This window comes from Stenotrophomonas sp. FR024, assembly GCF_047500745.2.
Lineage (GTDB): Bacteria > Pseudomonadota > Gammaproteobacteria > Xanthomonadales > Xanthomonadaceae > Stenotrophomonas > Stenotrophomonas maltophilia_A.
In genome coordinates, this window is the sequence record NZ_JAXAXM020000002.1 from 242,136 (window position 1) to 258,866 (window position 16,731).

13 protein-coding genes are annotated in these 16,731 nt (G+C 67.6%); 4 read left to right on the plus strand and 9 right to left on the minus strand.

All coding sequences use genetic code 11. The features are described 5' to 3' along the window. Genes emrA through emrR form a run of 3 tightly spaced genes read right to left on the minus strand, consistent with a single transcriptional unit; the run spans position 1 to position 3,124 of the window. A complete protein-coding gene (gene emrA / locus ACMZ91_RS03175; protein ID WP_049399501.1) occupies positions 1 to 1,179 on the minus strand; it encodes a multidrug efflux MFS transporter periplasmic adaptor subunit EmrA in 1,179 nt (392 codons plus the stop codon). A gap of 11 nt (positions 1,180 to 1,190) precedes the next feature. Further along, the gene (emrC, locus tag ACMZ91_RS03180) at positions 1,191 to 2,684 is read right to left on the minus strand and encodes a multidrug efflux transporter outer membrane subunit EmrC (RefSeq protein WP_414578539.1); all 1,494 of its coding nucleotides are present in this window, start codon (positions 2,682 to 2,684) and stop codon (positions 1,191 to 1,193) included. Further along, the gene (gene emrR / locus ACMZ91_RS03185) at positions 2,681 to 3,124 is read right to left on the minus strand and encodes a multidrug efflux system transcriptional regulator EmrR (RefSeq protein WP_005415875.1); all 444 of its coding nucleotides are present in this window, start codon (positions 3,122 to 3,124) and stop codon (positions 2,681 to 2,683) included. Before emrR ends, emrC begins: the two co-directional genes overlap by 4 nt. Before the next feature lie 172 nt (positions 3,125 to 3,296). Here emrR and ACMZ91_RS03190 point away from each other — a divergent pair, with 172 nt between their 5' ends. Together ACMZ91_RS03190 and parC are read left to right on the plus strand one after the other, a co-directional pair. After that, positions 3,297 to 4,178 carry a helix-turn-helix domain-containing protein gene (locus ACMZ91_RS03190; protein WP_005408765.1) on the plus strand — a complete coding sequence of 294 codons (882 nt, stop codon included), beginning with the start codon at positions 3,297 to 3,299 and terminating at the stop codon, positions 4,176 to 4,178. Positions 4,179 to 4,238: 60 nt separating this feature from the next. Continuing rightward, positions 4,239 to 6,482: a DNA topoisomerase IV subunit A gene (parC, locus tag ACMZ91_RS03195; protein ID WP_414578541.1), complete on the plus strand. Its 2,244-nt coding sequence runs from the start codon at positions 4,239 to 4,241 to the stop codon at positions 6,480 to 6,482. Positions 6,483 to 6,843: 361 nt separating this feature from the next. Here parC and bfr read toward each other — a convergent pair whose 3' ends face one another. Further along, entirely contained in the window at positions 6,844 to 7,332 is a 489-nt protein-coding gene (gene bfr / locus ACMZ91_RS03200) for a bacterioferritin (protein ID WP_004151115.1), read from the minus strand. Between the two features lie 123 nt (positions 7,333 to 7,455). On the opposite strand from bfr, the gene ACMZ91_RS03205 reads away from it, so the two are divergent. After that, on the plus strand, positions 7,456 to 9,783 hold the full coding sequence (locus ACMZ91_RS03205) for a penicillin acylase family protein (RefSeq protein WP_414578633.1): 2,328 nt from the start codon (positions 7,456 to 7,458) through the stop codon (positions 9,781 to 9,783). Positions 9,784 to 9,865: 82 nt separating this feature from the next. Here ACMZ91_RS03205 and ACMZ91_RS03210 read toward each other — a convergent pair whose 3' ends face one another. Both ACMZ91_RS03210 and asnB read right to left on the minus strand, forming a co-directional pair. Further along, entirely contained in the window at positions 9,866 to 11,251 is a 1,386-nt protein-coding gene (locus ACMZ91_RS03210) for a cation:proton antiporter domain-containing protein (protein ID WP_197655694.1), read from the minus strand. A 101-nt stretch (positions 11,252 to 11,352) separates the two neighbouring features. Beyond that, positions 11,353 to 13,044 (minus strand): asparagine synthase B, encoded by a 1,692-nt coding sequence (gene asnB, locus ACMZ91_RS03215; protein WP_414577134.1) that lies wholly within the window; start codon positions 13,042 to 13,044, stop codon positions 11,353 to 11,355. A gap of 339 nt (positions 13,045 to 13,383) precedes the next feature. On the opposite strand from asnB, the gene ACMZ91_RS03220 reads away from it, so the two are divergent. Beyond that, positions 13,384 to 14,262: a tetratricopeptide repeat protein gene (locus ACMZ91_RS03220; protein WP_197655711.1), complete on the plus strand. Its 879-nt coding sequence runs from the start codon at positions 13,384 to 13,386 to the stop codon at positions 14,260 to 14,262. A 66-nt stretch (positions 14,263 to 14,328) separates the two neighbouring features. On the opposite strand, the gene dapE is transcribed toward ACMZ91_RS03220, so the two are convergent. From dapE to ACMZ91_RS03235, 3 genes are read right to left on the minus strand one after another with little or no spacing between them, the layout of a single operon-like run. Next, a complete protein-coding gene (dapE, locus tag ACMZ91_RS03225) occupies positions 14,329 to 15,465 on the minus strand; it encodes a succinyl-diaminopimelate desuccinylase (RefSeq protein ID WP_134952040.1) in 1,137 nt (378 codons plus the stop codon). Further along, positions 15,462 to 15,833, minus strand: a complete 372-nt coding sequence (locus tag ACMZ91_RS03230) for a Spx/MgsR family RNA polymerase-binding regulatory protein (RefSeq protein WP_197655695.1) — start codon at positions 15,831 to 15,833, stop codon at positions 15,462 to 15,464. Before ACMZ91_RS03230 ends, dapE begins: the two co-directional genes overlap by 4 nt. 31 nt (positions 15,834 to 15,864) lie before the next feature. Next, positions 15,865 to 16,731 carry a hypothetical protein gene (locus tag ACMZ91_RS03235; protein WP_414577135.1) on the minus strand — a complete coding sequence of 289 codons (867 nt, stop codon included), beginning with the start codon at positions 16,729 to 16,731 and terminating at the stop codon, positions 15,865 to 15,867.

Here is a 16,731-nt window from a genome sequence, read left to right on the forward strand (position 1 = left end):
TCAGCCCACCTTCGCCTGCTGCGGCAGGTTGCCCTGGATGATCGTGTGGATCACCTCGTCGGCATCATGCAGCTGCTTGGCATACACGTCGGTGTCGAACACCGTGCCCTTGGCCGGGGTGCTCGGCAGCACTTCGCCCTTCTGGTCGCGCAGGCTCACTTCAGCCTTCATCGACAGGCCAATGCGCAGCGGATGTTCGGCCAGCTGCTTGGCATCGATGGCGATACGCACCGGCACGCGCTGCACGATCTTGATCCAGTTGCCGCTGGCGTTCTGTGCCGGCAGCAGCGAGAACGCCGAGCCGGTGCCCAGGCCCAGGCTCTGGACGCGGCCCTTGTACTTCACGTCACCGGCGTACAGGTCCGACTTCAGCTCCACTTCCTGGCCCAGGCGCATGTGGCGCAGCTGGGTTTCCTTGAAGTTGGCCTCGACCCACATCTGCTCGGTCGGCACCACCGCCATCAGGGCATTGCCCGGCTGCACGCGCTGGCCAACCTGCACCGAACGACGGGCGACGTAACCGGTGACCGGCGCGACGATGCCGGCGCGGGCATTGTTGAGGAAGGCCTGGCGCAGCTGCGCGGCGGCCGCCTGCACGTCCGGCTGGGTGGCGATCACGGTGTCGTCGACCAGCGCGCGGTTGCGCTCGACGGTCTCGCGCGAACCGGCCACGGCGGCTTCGGCAGCGGCCAGCTCGTCACGGGCATGGGCCAGTTCTTCATTGGAAATGGCGCCGGTGGCGGCCAGATCCTTGCGGCGGGCGAAATCGTCGCGCACCCGCTTCAGGGTCACCTGGCGGGCGTTCAAATCCGCCTGTGCGCCTTCCACGCTGCGGTACAGGCCACGGGTCTGGCGCACGGTCTTGGCCAGGTTGGCTTCGGCCTGCTGCAGCGCCACCGACGTGTCGGACGGGTCCAGCTGCACCAGCAGCTGGCCGCGCTCCACGCGCATGCCGTCATCGGCGTTGATGGCGACCACGGTACCGGCCACCAGCGGGGTGATCTGCACCTGGTTGCCCTGCACGTAGGCGTCGTCGGTCTCTTCGAACCAACGGCCGAACATGAAGTACCACAGCGCCAGTGCGGCAAGCAGCAGCACGACGATCACGAACAGGCCGCGCAGCAGGTTGCCGCGGCGGTTGGGGGCGGCCGGGGCCGCAGTGTCTTGGGTCTGGCTCATGGCGGAAGTCTTCAGGAATGCGAGGAATCGGAATGGGAGGCGATCGGTGCGCGGTCGGCGTCAGAGGGCTGGAAACCACCGCCCAGCGCCTTGCTCAGGCGCACCGAGGTCTGCACCTGCTGCGACTGCAGGCCGGCCAGCTGCTGCTGTGACTGCAGCAGGGTGGACTGCGCGGTCAGCACGTCCAGGTAGCTGCCGATGCCGGCGCGGTAGCGCTGCTGGGCCAGGTCGAAGGCGGAACGCGCGGTGTCCACCGCCTGCTGCTGCGAATGCGCCTGCTGTGCCAGCGAACGCACCGCGTTGACCTGGTCGGCCACGTCGCGCAGTGCATCGAGCACGGTCTGGTTGTAGTTGGCCACCGCCAGGTCGTACTGCGCATCGGTGTTGGCCAGGTTGGCGCGCAGCTTGCCGCCTTCGAAGATCGGCAGGCTCAGCGCCGGTCCGATGTAGGCGAAGGTCGAACTGCTTTTCAGCAGATCGCCCACGTTCGGTGCGACGACGCCAGCCAGTGCGGTCAGGTTGAAGCTCGGGTAGAACTTGGTCCTGGCGACCTTGATCTGCTTGTCGGCCGCTTCCACGCGCCAGCGCGCGGCAACGATGTCCGGGCGACGACCCAACAGTTCGCTGGGCAGCACGCCCGGCAGCTGCAGCGCCATCGGATTCAACGCCTGCGGGCGCTGGATCGACAGGCCACGGTCCGGACCCTTGCCGACCAGCGCGGCCAGCGCGGTGCGGGCCGCATCGATGCGCTGCTGCGCGGCCTGCACCTGCTGCTGCGCGGCGGGCACGCGGGCCTCGGCCTGGCGCACCTGCAGATCACTGTCGATGCCGGCGCGGCGGCGTTGGCGGGTCAATTCCAGCGACTTCTGCGAGCGGCCCAGCTCTTCTTCGGCCACGTCATTGAGCTGCCATGCATACGCCAGGTCGGCATAGGCCTGGGTGATGCCGGTGGACAGGTTCAGGCGTGCAGCCTGGGCTTCGACAGTGGCGGCATGGGCGCCGTCCACGGCCGCTTCCCAGGCAGCGCGCTTGCCGCCCCACAGGTCCACGCCATAGCTGAAATCAAACGCGACCTGGCTGCTGCCAGCGTAATGGCCACCCATCTCGCTGCCGGCCATCGACTCGGGCAGGCGCAGACCGGTGTATCCACCGGACACCGACAGGCTCGGCAGGCGATCGGCACGCGCGGTACCGACCTGCGACTGCGCCTGGCGCAGGCGCGCATCGGCAGCGTCCAGGCTCGGGTGGCCAGCCAGGCCCTCGGCGACCAGCGCGTCCAGCTGCGCATCGCCCAGCGCCTTCCACCAGTCCTGCGCCGGGAAGCCGGTGGCGCTCAGGTCGGTGTCGGCCAGGGTGCGTTCGCTGTGCAGGCTGTCCACGTCGAGCACGTGGCCCTGCGGGTTGAGGCCACGACTGCTGGCGCAGGCGGCCAGGGCCAGGGCCAGCGCTGATACCAGCAGCGCGCGCCCGGACCGGCGGAGAGTGGAATGCGGGATCGGGTTCATGGGGTCGTCAGGGAGTCGCGGATTCGGGTAAGGAGGGACAGCAGCAGCGTGCGCTCGTCGGCGGAAAGATCACGCAGGGCGTAATCCATCACCGCGTCGCCACGCAGCTTCAACCGCGCCCACAATGCGCGGCCTTCATCGGTCAGCACGATCTGCAGCGCACGCCGGTCCTGCGCATGCGGTTCGCGGCGGACGCAGCCCAGTGCCTCGAGCTTGTCCAGCAGGCGGGTGACTGCGCTGGGTACCTGGTCGATGGCCTGGGCCAGTTCGTTGGCCGTGCACGGAGCCATGTTGGAAAGCACCTTCAACCCGATGTAATGGGTGAAGCCGATACCCAGGTCTTCTTCAGCCATGGACGCGTCGAGTTGCCGGACCAGGCCGTCGCGCACCTGGCGCAGCAGCAGGCCGAAACTGGGGGGAGTGGTTGCAGGACAGATCATGGGGGAGCATTCTCTTCCAAAAAAAATATTTCTCAATGGAAATATTAGATCTGGCATCGAATGCTGTGTTGCAGCAGTGGGCTGGATTAATGAAGGCGCCTACCTTAATGATCTGGTCAGGTGGCCCGGTAGTACAATTCAGCCAATGGATGACACATTTCAGCCAGCGGACATGATGAACAAGGCAGAAATTCCCGCTCCCAAGCGCCTGCTCAGGGACGACGCACTGGATTGGTTCGAGCGCAACGATGGCCCACCGGTGGTCGCTTTCCGCTTCGACAGCCCGCAGGGGCTGGTCCGGGAAGTGGACTGGCACCACCACCAGCGCGCCCAGCTGATCTGTGTCGAGCGTGGCCTGCTGACCACCCGCACCTCGCACGGGACGTGGTCGCTGGCGCCGGGTTCGGCCGGCTGGATGCCGCCGCTGGAGCCGCATACGGTGACCCTGGACGGTCCGCTGCGCGGCTGGGGCATGGCGCTGGCCGCGCCGGCCTGCGCCACCCTCCCCGCCGATCCCTGCGTACTGGGCCTGTCCAAGCTGGCGCAGGCGCTGGCCGACCGCATCTGCGAATGGCCGCTGGGCTATGACACCACACCCGAGCGCCAGCACATCATCGAGGTGCTGCTGGACGAGATCCGCACCGCGCCGCGCCAGCGCATGCACCTGCCGATGCCGCACGACCGGCGCCTGCTGAAGATCGCCTCGCAGCTGCTGGCCGACCCCTCCGACGAGCGCAGCCTGGCCGAATGGGCGCATTGGGCCGGCCTGTCGCCGCGCAGCCTGACCCGTCACTTCCGCGACGAGACCACGCTCAGCTTCGCCCAGTGGCGGCAGCAGGCCCGGCTGTCCGAAGCCCTGCGCCAGCTGACCGACGGCCGCAGCGTGGCCGATATCGCCCACGCGCTGGGCTTCAGCAGCGCCAGCGCCTTCGTCACCGTGTTCCGCCGCCACTTCGGGCTGCCACCGGGGCGCTACCTGGCACGGGCCGGACACGGCCTGGAAACCGGGTTGGACCCTGCGCGCGGCTTGGCATCCCCCGCCGCATCCGGATAATCACAGGATTGCGAGCGGCGACCGCCGTCGCCGCCTCCCGACAACAGGTAACAACGCCGCATGACCGAACTTGCCCGCCCCGTGTTCCACGGATTCGAACAACTGCCGCTGCGCGAGTACGCTGAACGCGCCTACCTCGACTACTCGATGTACGTGGTCCTGGACCGCGCCCTGCCGTTCATCGGCGACGGCCTGAAGCCGGTGCAGCGCCGCATCATCTATTCGATGAGCGAGCTGGGCCTGAATGCCGCGTCCAAGCCGAAGAAGTCCGCGCGCACCGTCGGTGACGTCATCGGTAAGTACCACCCGCATGGCGACAGCGCGTGCTACGAGGCGCTGGTGCTGATGGCACAGCCGTTCTCGTACCGCTACCCGCTGATCGAGGGCCAGGGCAACTTCGGCTCCAGCGACGACCCGAAGTCGTTCGCGGCGATGCGTTACACCGAATCCAAGCTGACCCCGATCGCCGAAGTGCTGCTGGGCGAACTGGGCCAGGGCACCACCGACTGGGCACCGAACTTCGACGGCACCCTGCAGGAGCCGACCTGGATGCCAGCGCGGCTGCCGCACCTGCTGCTGAACGGCACCACCGGCATCGCCGTGGGCATGGCCACCGACGTGCCGCCGCACAATCTCAACGAGATCGTCAGCGCACTGCTGCACCTTCTGGACAACCCCGATGCGACCGTGCGCGACCTGTGCGAGCACGTGCAGGGCCCGGACTACCCGTCCAGCGCCGAGATCATCACCGCCGCCAACGATCTGCGGAACATCTACGAGACCGGCAACGGCAGCGTGCGTGCGCGTGCGACCTTCAACAAGGAAGCCAACAACATCGTGGTGACGGCGCTGCCGTTCCAGGTGTCGCCGTCGAAGGTGATCGAGCAGATCGCCGCGCAGATGCGCGCCAAGAAGCTGCCGTGGCTGGAAGACATCCGCGACGAATCCGACCACGCCAACCCGGTGCGCGTGGTGCTGGTGCCACGTTCCAACCGCGTCGACGCCGACCAGCTGATGGGCCACCTGTTCGCGACAACGGACCTGGAGCGCAGCTACCGCGTCAACCTCAACGTGATCGGGCTGGACGGCCGTCCGCAGGTGAAGAACCTGAAGATGCTGCTCAGCGAATGGCTGACCTTCCGCAGCAACACCGTCATCCGCCGCCTGCAGCACCGCCTGCAGAAGGTCGAGCGCCGCCTGCACCTGCTGGAAGGCCTGCTGGTCGCCTTCCTCAACCTGGACGAGGTGATCCACATCATCCGTACCGAGGACGAACCGAAGGCGGCGCTGATCGCGCGCTTCGGCCTGTCCGAGGAACAGGCCGAGTACATCCTGGAAACCAAGCTGAAGCAGCTGGCCCGCCTGGAAGAGATGAAGATCCGCGGCGAGCAGGACGAGCTGGCCAAGGAACGCGAGAAGATCCTCGGCATCCTCGACAGCAAGGCCAAGCTGAAGAAGCTGATCCGCGACGAACTGACGGCCGACGCCAAGAAGTTCGGCGACGCGCGCCGTTCGCCGCTGGTGCAGCGCCAGGCCGCGCAGGCCATCGACGAGACCGAGCTGGTGCCGAGCGAGCCGATGACCGTGGTGCTGTCGGAAAAGGGCTGGATCCGTGCCGCCAAGGGCCATGACGTCGATGCGTCCGCCCTCTCCTACCGCGACGGTGATGCCCTGCAGGGCGCGGTGCGTGCGCGCAGCACCCAGCAGGTCGCGTTCCTCGACAGCGAGGGCCGCGCCTACTCGACGCCGGTGCACACCCTGCCCTCCGCGCGTGGCAACGGCGAGCCGCTGACCGGCCGCTTCTCGCCGGCCGCGGGCACCAGCTTCGTGACCCTGGCCAGCGCCGAGCCGGACACCCGCTTCGTGCTGGCCTCCACCCACGGCTACGGCTTCGTCACCCGCTTCGAGAACCTGATCGGCCGCAACAAGGCCGGCAAGGCGATGCTGAACCTGTCAGCCGGTTCGACCGTGCTGACCCCGTCGGTGGTGGCCAACGTCGCCACCGACCGCATCGTGGCGGTGACCAGTTCGGGCAACCTGCTGGCGATCGCCGCCAACGACCTGCCGGAACTGGACAAGGGCAAGGGCAACAAGATCATCGAGATCCCCAAGGCCAAGCTCGCCACCGAACGCGTGGTCGCCATCGTGGCCATCAGCCCGGGGCAGACCCTGCAGGTGCGCAGTGGCCAGCGCACGATGGGCCTGAAGTTCAACGAGCTTGACGCCTACCTCGGCGCCCGCGCCACCCGCGGCCACCTGCTGCCGCGCGGCTGGCAGAAGGTGGAAGGGTTGTCGGTGGAATAAGGGCTTGGGCCCTGCCCCTGGTGGGTGTCAACCTTGGTTGAGGTGGGTGTCAACCTTGGTTGACACGCATTACCCCGGCAAACGCCAACCTCGGTTGGCGTTTTTGATCCCAATGGGGTCAGAGCCGTTTTCGTTGAAAACGGATCCGACCCCGGACACGAAAAAGCCGGGGCATTCCCCGGCTTTTTCGTTGTCGGCTGGCGGGCGATGGAGCAGCTGGCTGGCGAAGGCTGGCTGGCGATGCTCCGGTGCTGGCGGGCGACAGAACGCTGTGCTTCTTCTGGTAGAGCCGACCGCTGGTCGGCTGTCTTTTGAAGAGCAGCCGACCAGCGGTCGGCTCTACCCAAAGCGGGGCGCCGGCTCAGTGCGCCGGGGCGCCGTTGCCGTCGATCTTGCTCAGCTGGTACAGCTCCAGGCCGATGCGCTTGATCAGGCCCAGCTGCTGCTCCAGCCACCAGGCGTGGTCTTCCTCGGTGTCCTTCAGCTGCGCCAGCAGCATGTCGCGGCTCACGTAGTCACCCTTCTCTTCGCACAGCTTCATGCCGGCGGCGAGATTGTTCCGGACTGCGTATTCAGTATCCAGATCCTTCTGCAGCATCTCTTCCACGGTCTTGCCCGGCTCGGTGGCATGCGGGCGCATGTCCGGGTCGCCGCCGAGGAACAGGATCCGGCGCAGCAGCGCGTCGGCGTGCTGGGTTTCCTCTTCCATCTCGTGGTTCAGGCGTTCGTACAGCGCGAACAGGCCCTGGTCCTCGTAGCGGCGGGAATGGATGAAGTACTGGTCGCGGGCAGCAAGCTCGCCGCGCAGCAGTTCCTTCAGGCAGGCGATGACGTCCGGGTTGCCTTTCATGGGGGGCTCCTGTGAATCGATGTGGCATAGGGTGCCGCATTTCAAAAGACGGTGATCTAATCGGAATCAGTCGCAGTTGCGCCTGCGGCTACAATCGGCCCACCAGTTCGGAAAGGACGTGCGATGCGACGTACATGGCGTTGGGTGCTGGGTGTGTTGGTCGCCATCGTGCTGGTCACCGCACTGGCCCTGTGGCTGCTGCTGCGCGGCAGCCTGGCCGACCTGGACGGCGAGCATGCGCTGCCGGGCCTGGTCAAGCCGGTCACCATCGAGCGCGATGCGCTGGGGGTGGTCACCGTCACTGCCGGCAGTCAGGCCGACGCGATGCGCGCACTCGGCCATGTGCATGCGCAGGAACGCTATTTCGAGATGGACCTGATGCGCCGCAGTGCCGCCGGCGAGCTGTCGGCATTGTTCGGGCCGAAGGCCATTGAAGCTGACAAGCGCATGCGCGTGCACCGCCTGCGCGCCCGCACCGAGGCGCATCTGGATACCGCGCTGGGCGACAACGGCGCGGTCGTGCGCGCCTATGTGGAAGGCGTCAACGAAGGCCTTACCGATCTCTCCGTGCGGCCATGGGCCTACCTGCTGCTGCGGCAGTCACCGCAACCGTGGCAGGCCAGCGACAGCGTGCTGGCCGGGCTGGCCATGTACGCCGACCTGCAGGACCCGAACAACCAGACCGAGCTTGCCCTCAGCCGCATCCGTGCGGTGGTGCCGCCGGCGCTGTACGCGCTGATTGCCCACGACGACACCGAATGGGATGCACCGCTGTTTGGCGAAGCCACCGGCAATGCGATTCTGCCCGATGCCAGCCAGCTCGATCTGCGCACATTGAAGGGAAAGCCGGGCACCGAGCAGGAGGAGGCGGACGTCATCGGCAGCAACAACTTCGCGGTGGCCGGCGCACTCACCGCCGACGGCCGCGCGATCGTTGCCGACGACATGCACCTGGGCCTGCGTGCGCCGGGGCTGTGGTTCCGGGTGCGCCTGCGCTATCCGGACCCGCAGGCCGCCGGCGGCCAGGTCGACGTCACTGGCTTCTCGCTCCCTGGCCTGCCGGCGGTGATCGTCGGCAGCAACGGCCACGTCGCCTGGGGCTTCACCAACAGCTACATCGATACGGCGGACTACCGCACGGAACCGGCCAACGCCACGGTGACCGTGCACGAAGAACGCATTGCGGTGGCCGGCCAGGCCGACGTGCTGTTCCCGGTACGCGAAACCGCCTGGGGGCCGATCCTGCACACCCATGCCGATGGCAGTGGCGATGCCCTGCGCTGGGTCGCACACCTGCCCGGCGCCGTACGCCTGGATTTCGGCGACCTGGCCCGCGCCGGCGACCTCGATAGCGCTCTGCACTTCGCCGACCGTGCCGGCATTCCCGCGCAGAACCTGGTGGTCGGCGACCGCAGCGGACGCATCGCCTGGCGCCTGATCGGCGCCCGCCCCGACCGAGGCCCCGGCTGTGCACCGGCCGGCTTCACGGCCGCCAGCAACCAGGACTGCGCACCGTGGCCGATCCGCAGCGATGCCTCGCCTGCATTGATCGATCCCCCCAACCATCGCCTGTGGACCGCCAACGGACGCGTCCTCGACGGCGAGGCGCTGGCCAGCGTCGGCAACGGTGGCTATGACCTCGGCGCGCGTGCGCAGCAGATCCGCGACCTGCTCGCCATCCAGGACCGCTTCGACGAACACGACCTGCTGGCGATCCAGCTCGACGACCGCGCCGTGTTCCTGCAGCGCTGGTGGGCGTTGCTGCATGACGTCATCGAACGCAGTGACGATCCTGCGCTGAAGCGCTTGAAGTCCGTCAGCCACCAATGGGACGGCCGGGCCTCGGCCAGCTCGGTCAGCTACCGGGTGGTGCGCGCGTTCCGCACGCAGGTGATGGATACCCTGTCCGAAGCACTGCTGGCACCGGCCAACGCACAGCTGGGCGATGACTATCTGGACCCGCGCCTGGCACAACTGGAAGGCGTGGCCTGGCCGATGCTGCAGCAGCGCCCAGCCAACCTGCTGCCACCGGCCTACGACAGCTGGGACGCGCTGCTGCTTGATGCCGCACGCCGCACCGAGAGCGAGCTGGCCAAGCAGGGCCCACTGGCCCAGCGCACCTGGGGAGAGCGCAACACCGCGGCGCTCTGCCATCCCATCGCGCGTGCATTGCCGGATATCGCCAAGCGCTGGCTGTGCATGCCCGCCGATCCCCTGCCCGGTGACCGTGACATGCCGCGTGTGCAGACGCCGAACTTCGGCGCCTCCGAACGCATGGTGGTCTCGCCCGGCCACGAGGCCGACGGCATCGTGCACATGCCCGGCGGCCAGAGCGGGCACCCGCTTTCGCCGTACTGGGGCGCCGGCCACGAAGACTGGGTGCATGGACGGCCGACACCGTTCCTGCCCGGCAAGGCGCAGCACACGATGACGCTGGTGCCAGCGAGGTAGTGCCGGCCGCTGGCCGGCAACCTCATGATGCTGGACACACCAGCCTGGATGCCGGCCAGCGGCCGGCACGACCGTCCAGCGCTCAGCCCCGGCGTCGCTCGATCAGGTTCAGCAGCGGCCCGGTCATCGCCGTGGTCACCAGCGCCATGATCACCAGCACCGCGAACAGCCGATCGCCGAGCAGGCCCAGCTCGTAGCCCAGGTTGAGCACGATCAGCTCCATCAGACCACGCGTGTTCATCAGCGCCCCCAACCGCCACGCTTCGCGCGTGGGCATGCCCGCGCTGCGAGCGGCACTGAATGTGCCCAGCAGCTTGCCGGCCGTGGCCACCGCGATCACCACCACGCACAACACGATATCGCTGGCCTGCAGCGCATCGGCGCGCATGCGCAGGCCGGTCATGGCGAAGAACAGTGGCAGCAGCAGGGTCACCGCGAACGGTTCGACGCGGGCCATCAACAGGTCGCGCAGCTGCGCGTTGGACGATACCGCGACGCCCGCAGCGAATGCACCGAACAACGCGTGGATGCCCAGCATCTCGGTGACCAGCGCACTCGCCAGTGACAGCAGCAGGATACCCAGCAACCAACGTCCCTCACGGCCCGGCGCGATCTGCTGGCGGGCAAACCACGGCTTCACCAGCCCCAGCATCAGCGCCACGAACACGACCACGCACAGCAGGTTGAGGCTGGCCGGCAACCAGCCGCTGGCCTGGGCGGCGGCGACGATCAAGGCCAGCAGGCACCAGGCGGTGGCATCGCCCAATGCCGCGCAGGCGATCGCGGTCTGGCCCAATGGCGTCTGTGTGATCCCACGATCGGCAAGGATGCGCAGCAACACGGGGAACGCGGTGATGCTCATGGAGATGCCGACGAACAATGCGAATGCAGTAAAGCCCACACCCTGCGGACCGTGCTGCGGATACAGCCAGATCGCCAGCGCCACGCCGAGCACGAACGGCACTGCAATACCGGCATGGCTGACCGTGAAGGCGAAGCGCCGGCGGCCACGCAGCGCCGCCAGGTCCAGCTCGGCACCGGCTACCAGCAGGAACATCAGCACGCCCAGCTGGCTGAGCATGCCCAGCGGACCCAGCGAGCTGGCCGGGAACAACGCACCATGCAGCTGCGGCAGCAGGCTGCCGAGCACCAGCGGCCCCATCATCAGGCCAGCGGCCATCTCGCCGATCACCGCCGGTTGTCCAAAGCGCTTGAGCAGCGCACCCGCGCCCTTGGCCACCAGCAGCAGCACCAGCAGCTGCAGCAGGAACAGGCCCAGCGGTGAGGCAAGGTGCTGCGCCCAGCTGCCTTCGGCGGCGGTGGCGCGGGCAACCGCCTCGGGCGCCGCCGGCCCGGCATACCGCGCCAGCAGTACGCCAGCCAGCAACGGCACCCCGGCCCAGGCCAGATAACGCCATCCCCATTTCGTGGGCGGCACGTCGCCACCTGCCTGTACGTCCATGAACATTCCCCAATGCGCAGGGGGCGATGATACGAAAAAGGGGACGGAGGGGATTAAGTCGTTTGTGGCAAAAACGACTTAATCCCCTCCGTCCCCTTTTTGGGGGCTTAGGCCAGTGCCTGTTCGTGCACCCCGGCGATCGCGCGGCCCGAGGGGTCCGCCGCCACGGCGAAGCTGGCGTCCCAGGCAATGGCGGCCGGCGACGAACAGGCGATCGACTTGCCGCCCGGCACGGTCTCGGCCGCCGCGCGGCTCGGGAAGAACTGCTCGAACAGGTGGCGGTAGTAGTACGCCTCCTTGGTCTGCGGCGGGTTGTGCGGGAAGCGCTTGTCGGCCGCTGCCAGTACGCGGTCGCTCACCTGTGCTTCGGCATGTGCCTTCAACCCATCGATCCAGCCGTAGCCAACGCCATCACTGAACTGTTCCTTCTGCCGCCACAGGATGCTGTCCGGCAGGTAGCCGTCGAATGCCTCGCGCAGCACCGCCTTCTCGATGCGACGGCCACCAAAGCCGGCACCGACCATCTTGTGCGCAGCATCGAAGCGCATCGCCACATCGAGGAACTCACGGTCGAGGAACGGCACGCGCGGCTCCACGCCCCAGGCCATCATCGACTTGTTGGCGCGCAGGCAGTCGTAGTTGTGCAGCGCGTCCAGCTTGCGCACCAGCTCGTCGTGGAATTCACGTGCATCCGGCGCCTTGTGGAAGTACAGGTAGCCACCAAAGATCTCATCGCTGCCCTCGCCGGACAGCACCATTTTCACGCCCATCGCCTTGATCCGCCGTGCCAGCAGGAACATCGGCGTCGAGGCGCGGATGGTGGTGACGTCGTAGGTTTCGATGTGGCGGATCACTTCCGGCAGCGCGTCGAGGCCTTCCTCGAAGGTGTATTCGAAGCCGTGATGCACGGTGCCAAGAGCCTCGGCAGCGATCGCCGCAGCAGCAAGATCCGGCGAACCCTTCAAGCCGATCGCGAACGAATGCAGGCGCGGCCACCAGGCTTCGGTCTGCCCGCCATCCTCGATGCGGCGACGCGCATAGCGTGCGGCAACGGCCGCCACCAGCGACGAGTCCAGGCCACCGGACAGCAGCACCCCATACGGCACGTCGCTCATCAGCTGGCGCTCCACCGCATGCTCGAAGGCCTGGCGCAGTTCGGCCAGGTCGGCCTGGCGGCCCTGCACGTCGGCGTAGTCGCGCCACGGCTGCTGGTAATAGCGCACCAGCTCACCGCTGGCACTGTCGAAGTAGTGACCCGGCGGGAACTGTGCGACGTCGGCACAGGTATCGACCAGCGCCTTCATTTCCGAGGCCACCCGCAGGCGCCCCTGGGCATCGTGGCCCCAGTACAGCGGCACCACGCCCACCGGGTCACGCGCCACCAGCACGCGCCCGCTGTCGCGGTCCCACAGCGCGAAGGCGAAGATGCCGTTGAGCTGTTCCAGCCACTGCGCCGGCGAACTGCCCTGGCGATACAGCGCGTTGATCACCTCGCAGTCCGAGCCGGTCTGGAAGTCGTAGGCGGTGGTCAGCGCCGCCTTCAATGCCTGGTGGTTGTAGATCTCGCCGTTCACCGCGAGCGCCAGCTGGCCATCGGCCGACAGCAGCGGCTGCGAACCACCGGCCGGGTCGACGATGGCCAGCCGCTCATGGACCAGCAGCGCACCTTCGTCGAGGTACACGCCGCTCCAGTCCGGGCCACGGTGGCGCTGGCGCTGCGACAGTTCCAGCGCATGGCGGCGCAGGGCGGGAAGATCGTCACCGGCCTGCAGGCCGAAGATTCCGAAGATCGAACACATGGGAGAGCTCCTGTTGGGGGATTTCACGGGTGGGAGGGTGTTCGACCGGCCATCCAGGCCCGGGTGGGGCTGCGCCCGGGCACAAAAAAACCCGCATCGGCTGATGCGGGTTTTCTGGTGTCCGGGCGTGTGTTGCTGTCTATCTACCCAGGGCGCAGTCCCGCATCGGCCGCGCACGATTATTCGCGCGCAGATTATTGCGGTTGTTGTTATTGACGGCGGTGGCCAGGCGGATCGACATGGCATCGACCCTACCCCGGTTTCCGGCACGGCGCAACCGTTGCGTTGGCAACCACTCCCCGGCGCGCATAATGGCCCGCCGTGAAACGTGTAATGGAAATGCAACACCGCACTGGACGCAACGCGGCGCTGGCCGCCCTGCTCTGCCTGGGCCTGGCGGCCTGCCAGACCCTGCCTCCGCCTTCCACGCTGCCGCTGGCGCAGCAGCAGGCACTGGAACAACGCGGCACCGACGGCAGCTTCGACGGTGCCTGGGACACCGCGCAGACCTTCGAACGTTTCAACGATCCGCGCGCCGTCGCCTACTACGAGCGTGCTGCCGCGATCACGCCCTGGACCTTCCGCAACACCAAAGCGGAAGAAGCACTGGGCCGGATCTGGACCTCCGGCACGCTGCAGCATGCCGACAGCCCCCACATCAATCCGGCTCCGGTGCTGCGCGCCTCCTGGCAACGCGGTGAACGTGCGTATCTGGCGGCGGCCAACCACGGCAATCCCTATGCGTTCTACGGGCTCGCCAAGGCCTATCGCCAGCGAGGCGACGCGCAGCAGGCGCTGCGCTGGGACCTGCGCGGAATGATCAACAAGCGCTACCCGAGTTCGTCGTCGCGACTGCCGGATGCGGTGGCCGCACAGGGTGACACCGTGCATCCGCTGGTGGCGCAGATCCAGCGTCGTGCCGAGCACGGCGACGCCGAAGCGCAGGTCGACCTGGGCGCGCTGCTGGAAAAGGGCATGGGACTGCCGCGCGATCCGGTGCGTGCGCTGCAGCTGTACCAGCGCGCCGGTGAGAAGGGCAATGTGTTCGGCCAGTACTTCGCCGGTCTGCTGCTGGGCCGCAGTGCGCCGGGTGTGGAGAAAGACACCGACGCGGCGGCGCGCTGGTTCGCCAGGGCCGAGGCGCAACACTTCTACATGGCCGCGCCAAGTTACTGGAAGAAAGCGGTCGAGCCGCCGTTCTTCATTTTTTCCGAGTAGAGAAGCGGCCCCGGCGGGAGGCGTGCCGACCAACGGTCGGCACCCACCCTCGCGGGATTCATTCCGTCATGGGGTTCCCACCAGCAGCCGTTCCACCAGGCGCTGGTACAGCCCCGGCAACGCTTCCAGATCGTCCACGCGCACGTTCTCATCCACCTGGTGGATGCTGGCGTTGACCGGCCCCACTTCGATGCACTGCGCACCCAGTGGCGCGATGAAGCGTGCATCTGACGTGCCGCCGCCGGTGCTTTCTTCCGGCGCACGGCCGATGTGCTCGGCCAGCACCGCACGCGCGGTGGCGCGCAGCGTGCCTTCCGGGGTGTAGAACGGCTCGCCGCTGCGGTGCCACTTCAGCGTGTACTGCAGGCCATGGCGGCCCAGCAATGCGGTGATCTCCGCCTCCAGCTTCGGTGCATCCCAGTGCGGGTTGTAGCGGATGTTGAAATCCACCTCCAGCTCGCCGGGAATCACGTTGTTGGCACCGGTGCCGGCATGGATGTTGGAGACCTGCAGGCTGGTCGGCGGGAAACTCTCGTAGCCGTCATCCCAGCGCCGCGCGCTCAGTTCGGCCAGGGCCGGAGCAGCCTGGTGAATCGGGTTGCGCGCCTTATCCGGGTACGCCACGTGGCCCTGTACGCCCTGCACGCGCAGCTTGGCCGACAGGCTGCCACGACGCCCCACGCGCAGCAGGTCACCCAGGATCGCGGTCGACGACGGTTCACCGGTAATGCACCAGTCGATGCGTTGGCCGCGCTCGGCGAACAGCCGTGCAACGTGACGCACACCATCGATGGCATCGCCTTCCTCGTCGCTGGTTAGCAGTACCGCCAGCGTGCCAGGGTGATCGGGATGTGCGGCGACGAACTGCTCGGCGGCGACCACGAACGCCGCCACGCTGCCCTTCATGTCGGCGGCGCCACGGCCGTACAGCACGCCGTCACGGATCTGCGGCGTGAACGGGTCGCTGGCCCAGGCCTCGCGCGGGCCCGTCGGCACCACGTCGGTATGGCCCAGCAGCACCAGCACCGGCGCGCCCTGGCCATGGGTCGCCCACAGGTTGTCGACCTCGCCCAGGCGCAGGTGATCGCACTGGAACCCGGCCTGCTTCAGGCGTGCCGCCAGCAGTGTCTGGCAGCCAGCATCATCCGGCGTCACCGAGGGTCGTGCGATCAGTTCGCAGGTCAGGTCGAGGACCGCACTCATGCGTCACCCACGCCGAAGCGGGCCTTGAAACCGTTGTCGCTGAAGCCCTGGCTGACCGTGCCATCGGCCGTGACCACCAGCGGGCGCTTGATCAGCTGCGGGTATTCACGCAGCAGCAGCTTCCATTCGGCCTCGGAGTCGGCGGCCTTGCGGTTGTCCGGCAACTGCCGCCAGGTGGTGGACGACTTGTTCACCATCGCGGCCAGGCCCCCCAGCTGCCCAGCCCACGCCAGCAGTATTTCCGGGTTCGGCTTGTTCTCGCGGTAATCGACGAAGGTGTAAGGCACGCCGAAGCGGTCCAGCCACTTGGTCGCCTTCTTGCAGGTATCGCAGTTCTTCAAACCGTAGACAGTGGTGCTCATGGCCATCTGTGATGCTGGAAAACAGAGGGCCAGAATCTCACAACAGGCGCTCGGACACGACCCGGAACGGCACCCGTGGCAGCCGGAAGGCCAGCCCCTCGTGCAGCGCCACGCCCATCGCCTGCAGGCGCGGGCACTGCGGTTCGCCTTCCAGCTGCAGCGGTTGCTGCTGTGCGATGTCCACCGGCAGAGCGATGCGGGTGCTGGCCCAGCGCTGGTCGCAGGTACGGGCGATGGCCTCGTCCTGGCAGGTCAGGAAACGCAGCAGGGCCTGATGGCTGCCGAAGGCCGCCGCCCACCCGGCAACGTCCCAGCCCGCAGCGGCCTGCCACTGCAGGTGCAGCGCCGGGGCACTGCCCTGCCGGCCCTCGATCCGCGTGTGGCCACTGCCTTCGGCATCCAGCGCATGCGTGAAGCGCACCGACAGGTGCGGCTGCATGGCATCGCTGAAAACGCGCGCGCCGGCGACGAAGGCCAGCTGGTCCATCACGTTGCGGTCGAACAGCACCACCGGCGTCCCGTCCGGATCGTCGTCACGACGCAGGTACAAGCGCCAGTTGCTCTGCCGTGGCGACGGCATCAGGGAACGCAGCGGCCCGGCCAGCGCGGGCCCGAAGTGTCCGTGCCGGTAGCTGAGGATGGTGTAAGGCGTGCGTCCGGCATGGACCACGTAATGATGGCCCGGCGGTGGCATTGGTGCGTGACGCACGTCGACCCACCAGCTCACGTAGACCACATCGCGCACGTCACTGACCAGCGCCGGCATCGGCCAGCGCCGCGACAGTGCACGGCGCAGCCGGGTCCAGCGCGGGGCGTGCAGCAGGCGCGGCAGCATCCGCCCGACCAGGGTGTCGGACGGATGCCGGTAGATCGCGGACTGCGCCAGATCCTCCGGCGCAGTCAC

What these genes read in the sequence shown, in the direction of transcription:
- ACMZ91_RS03190 (WP_005408765.1), top strand. Translation starts at nt 3,297, where the DNA reads ATGATGAACAAGGCAGAAATTCCCGCTCCCAAGCGCCTGCTCAGGGAC.
- ACMZ91_RS03205 (WP_414578633.1), top strand. Translation starts at nt 7,456, where the DNA reads ATGCGACGTACATGGCGTTGGGTGCTGGGTGTGTTGGTCGCCATCGTG.
- emrC (WP_414578539.1), bottom strand. Translation starts at nt 2,684, where the DNA reads ATGAACCCGATCCCGCATTCCACTCTCCGCCGGTCCGGGCGCGCGCTG.
- ACMZ91_RS03210 (WP_197655694.1), bottom strand. Translation starts at nt 11,251, where the DNA reads ATGTTCATGGACGTACAGGCAGGTGGCGACGTGCCGCCCACGAAATGG.
- dapE (WP_134952040.1), bottom strand. Translation starts at nt 15,465, where the DNA reads ATGAGTGCGGTCCTCGACCTGACCTGCGAACTGATCGCACGACCCTCG.
- asnB (WP_414577134.1), bottom strand. Translation starts at nt 13,044, where the DNA reads ATGTGTTCGATCTTCGGAATCTTCGGCCTGCAGGCCGGTGACGATCTT.
- emrR (WP_005415875.1), bottom strand. Translation starts at nt 3,124, where the DNA reads ATGATCTGTCCTGCAACCACTCCCCCCAGTTTCGGCCTGCTGCTGCGC.
- parC (WP_414578541.1), top strand. Translation starts at nt 4,239, where the DNA reads ATGACCGAACTTGCCCGCCCCGTGTTCCACGGATTCGAACAACTGCCG.
- bfr (WP_004151115.1), bottom strand. Translation starts at nt 7,332, where the DNA reads ATGAAAGGCAACCCGGACGTCATCGCCTGCCTGAAGGAACTGCTGCGC.
- ACMZ91_RS03230 (WP_197655695.1), bottom strand. Translation starts at nt 15,833, where the DNA reads ATGGCCATGAGCACCACTGTCTACGGTTTGAAGAACTGCGATACCTGC.
- emrA (WP_049399501.1), bottom strand. Translation starts at nt 1,179, where the DNA reads ATGAGCCAGACCCAAGACACTGCGGCCCCGGCCGCCCCCAACCGCCGC.
- ACMZ91_RS03220 (WP_197655711.1), top strand. Translation starts at nt 13,384, where the DNA reads ATGCAACACCGCACTGGACGCAACGCGGCGCTGGCCGCCCTGCTCTGC.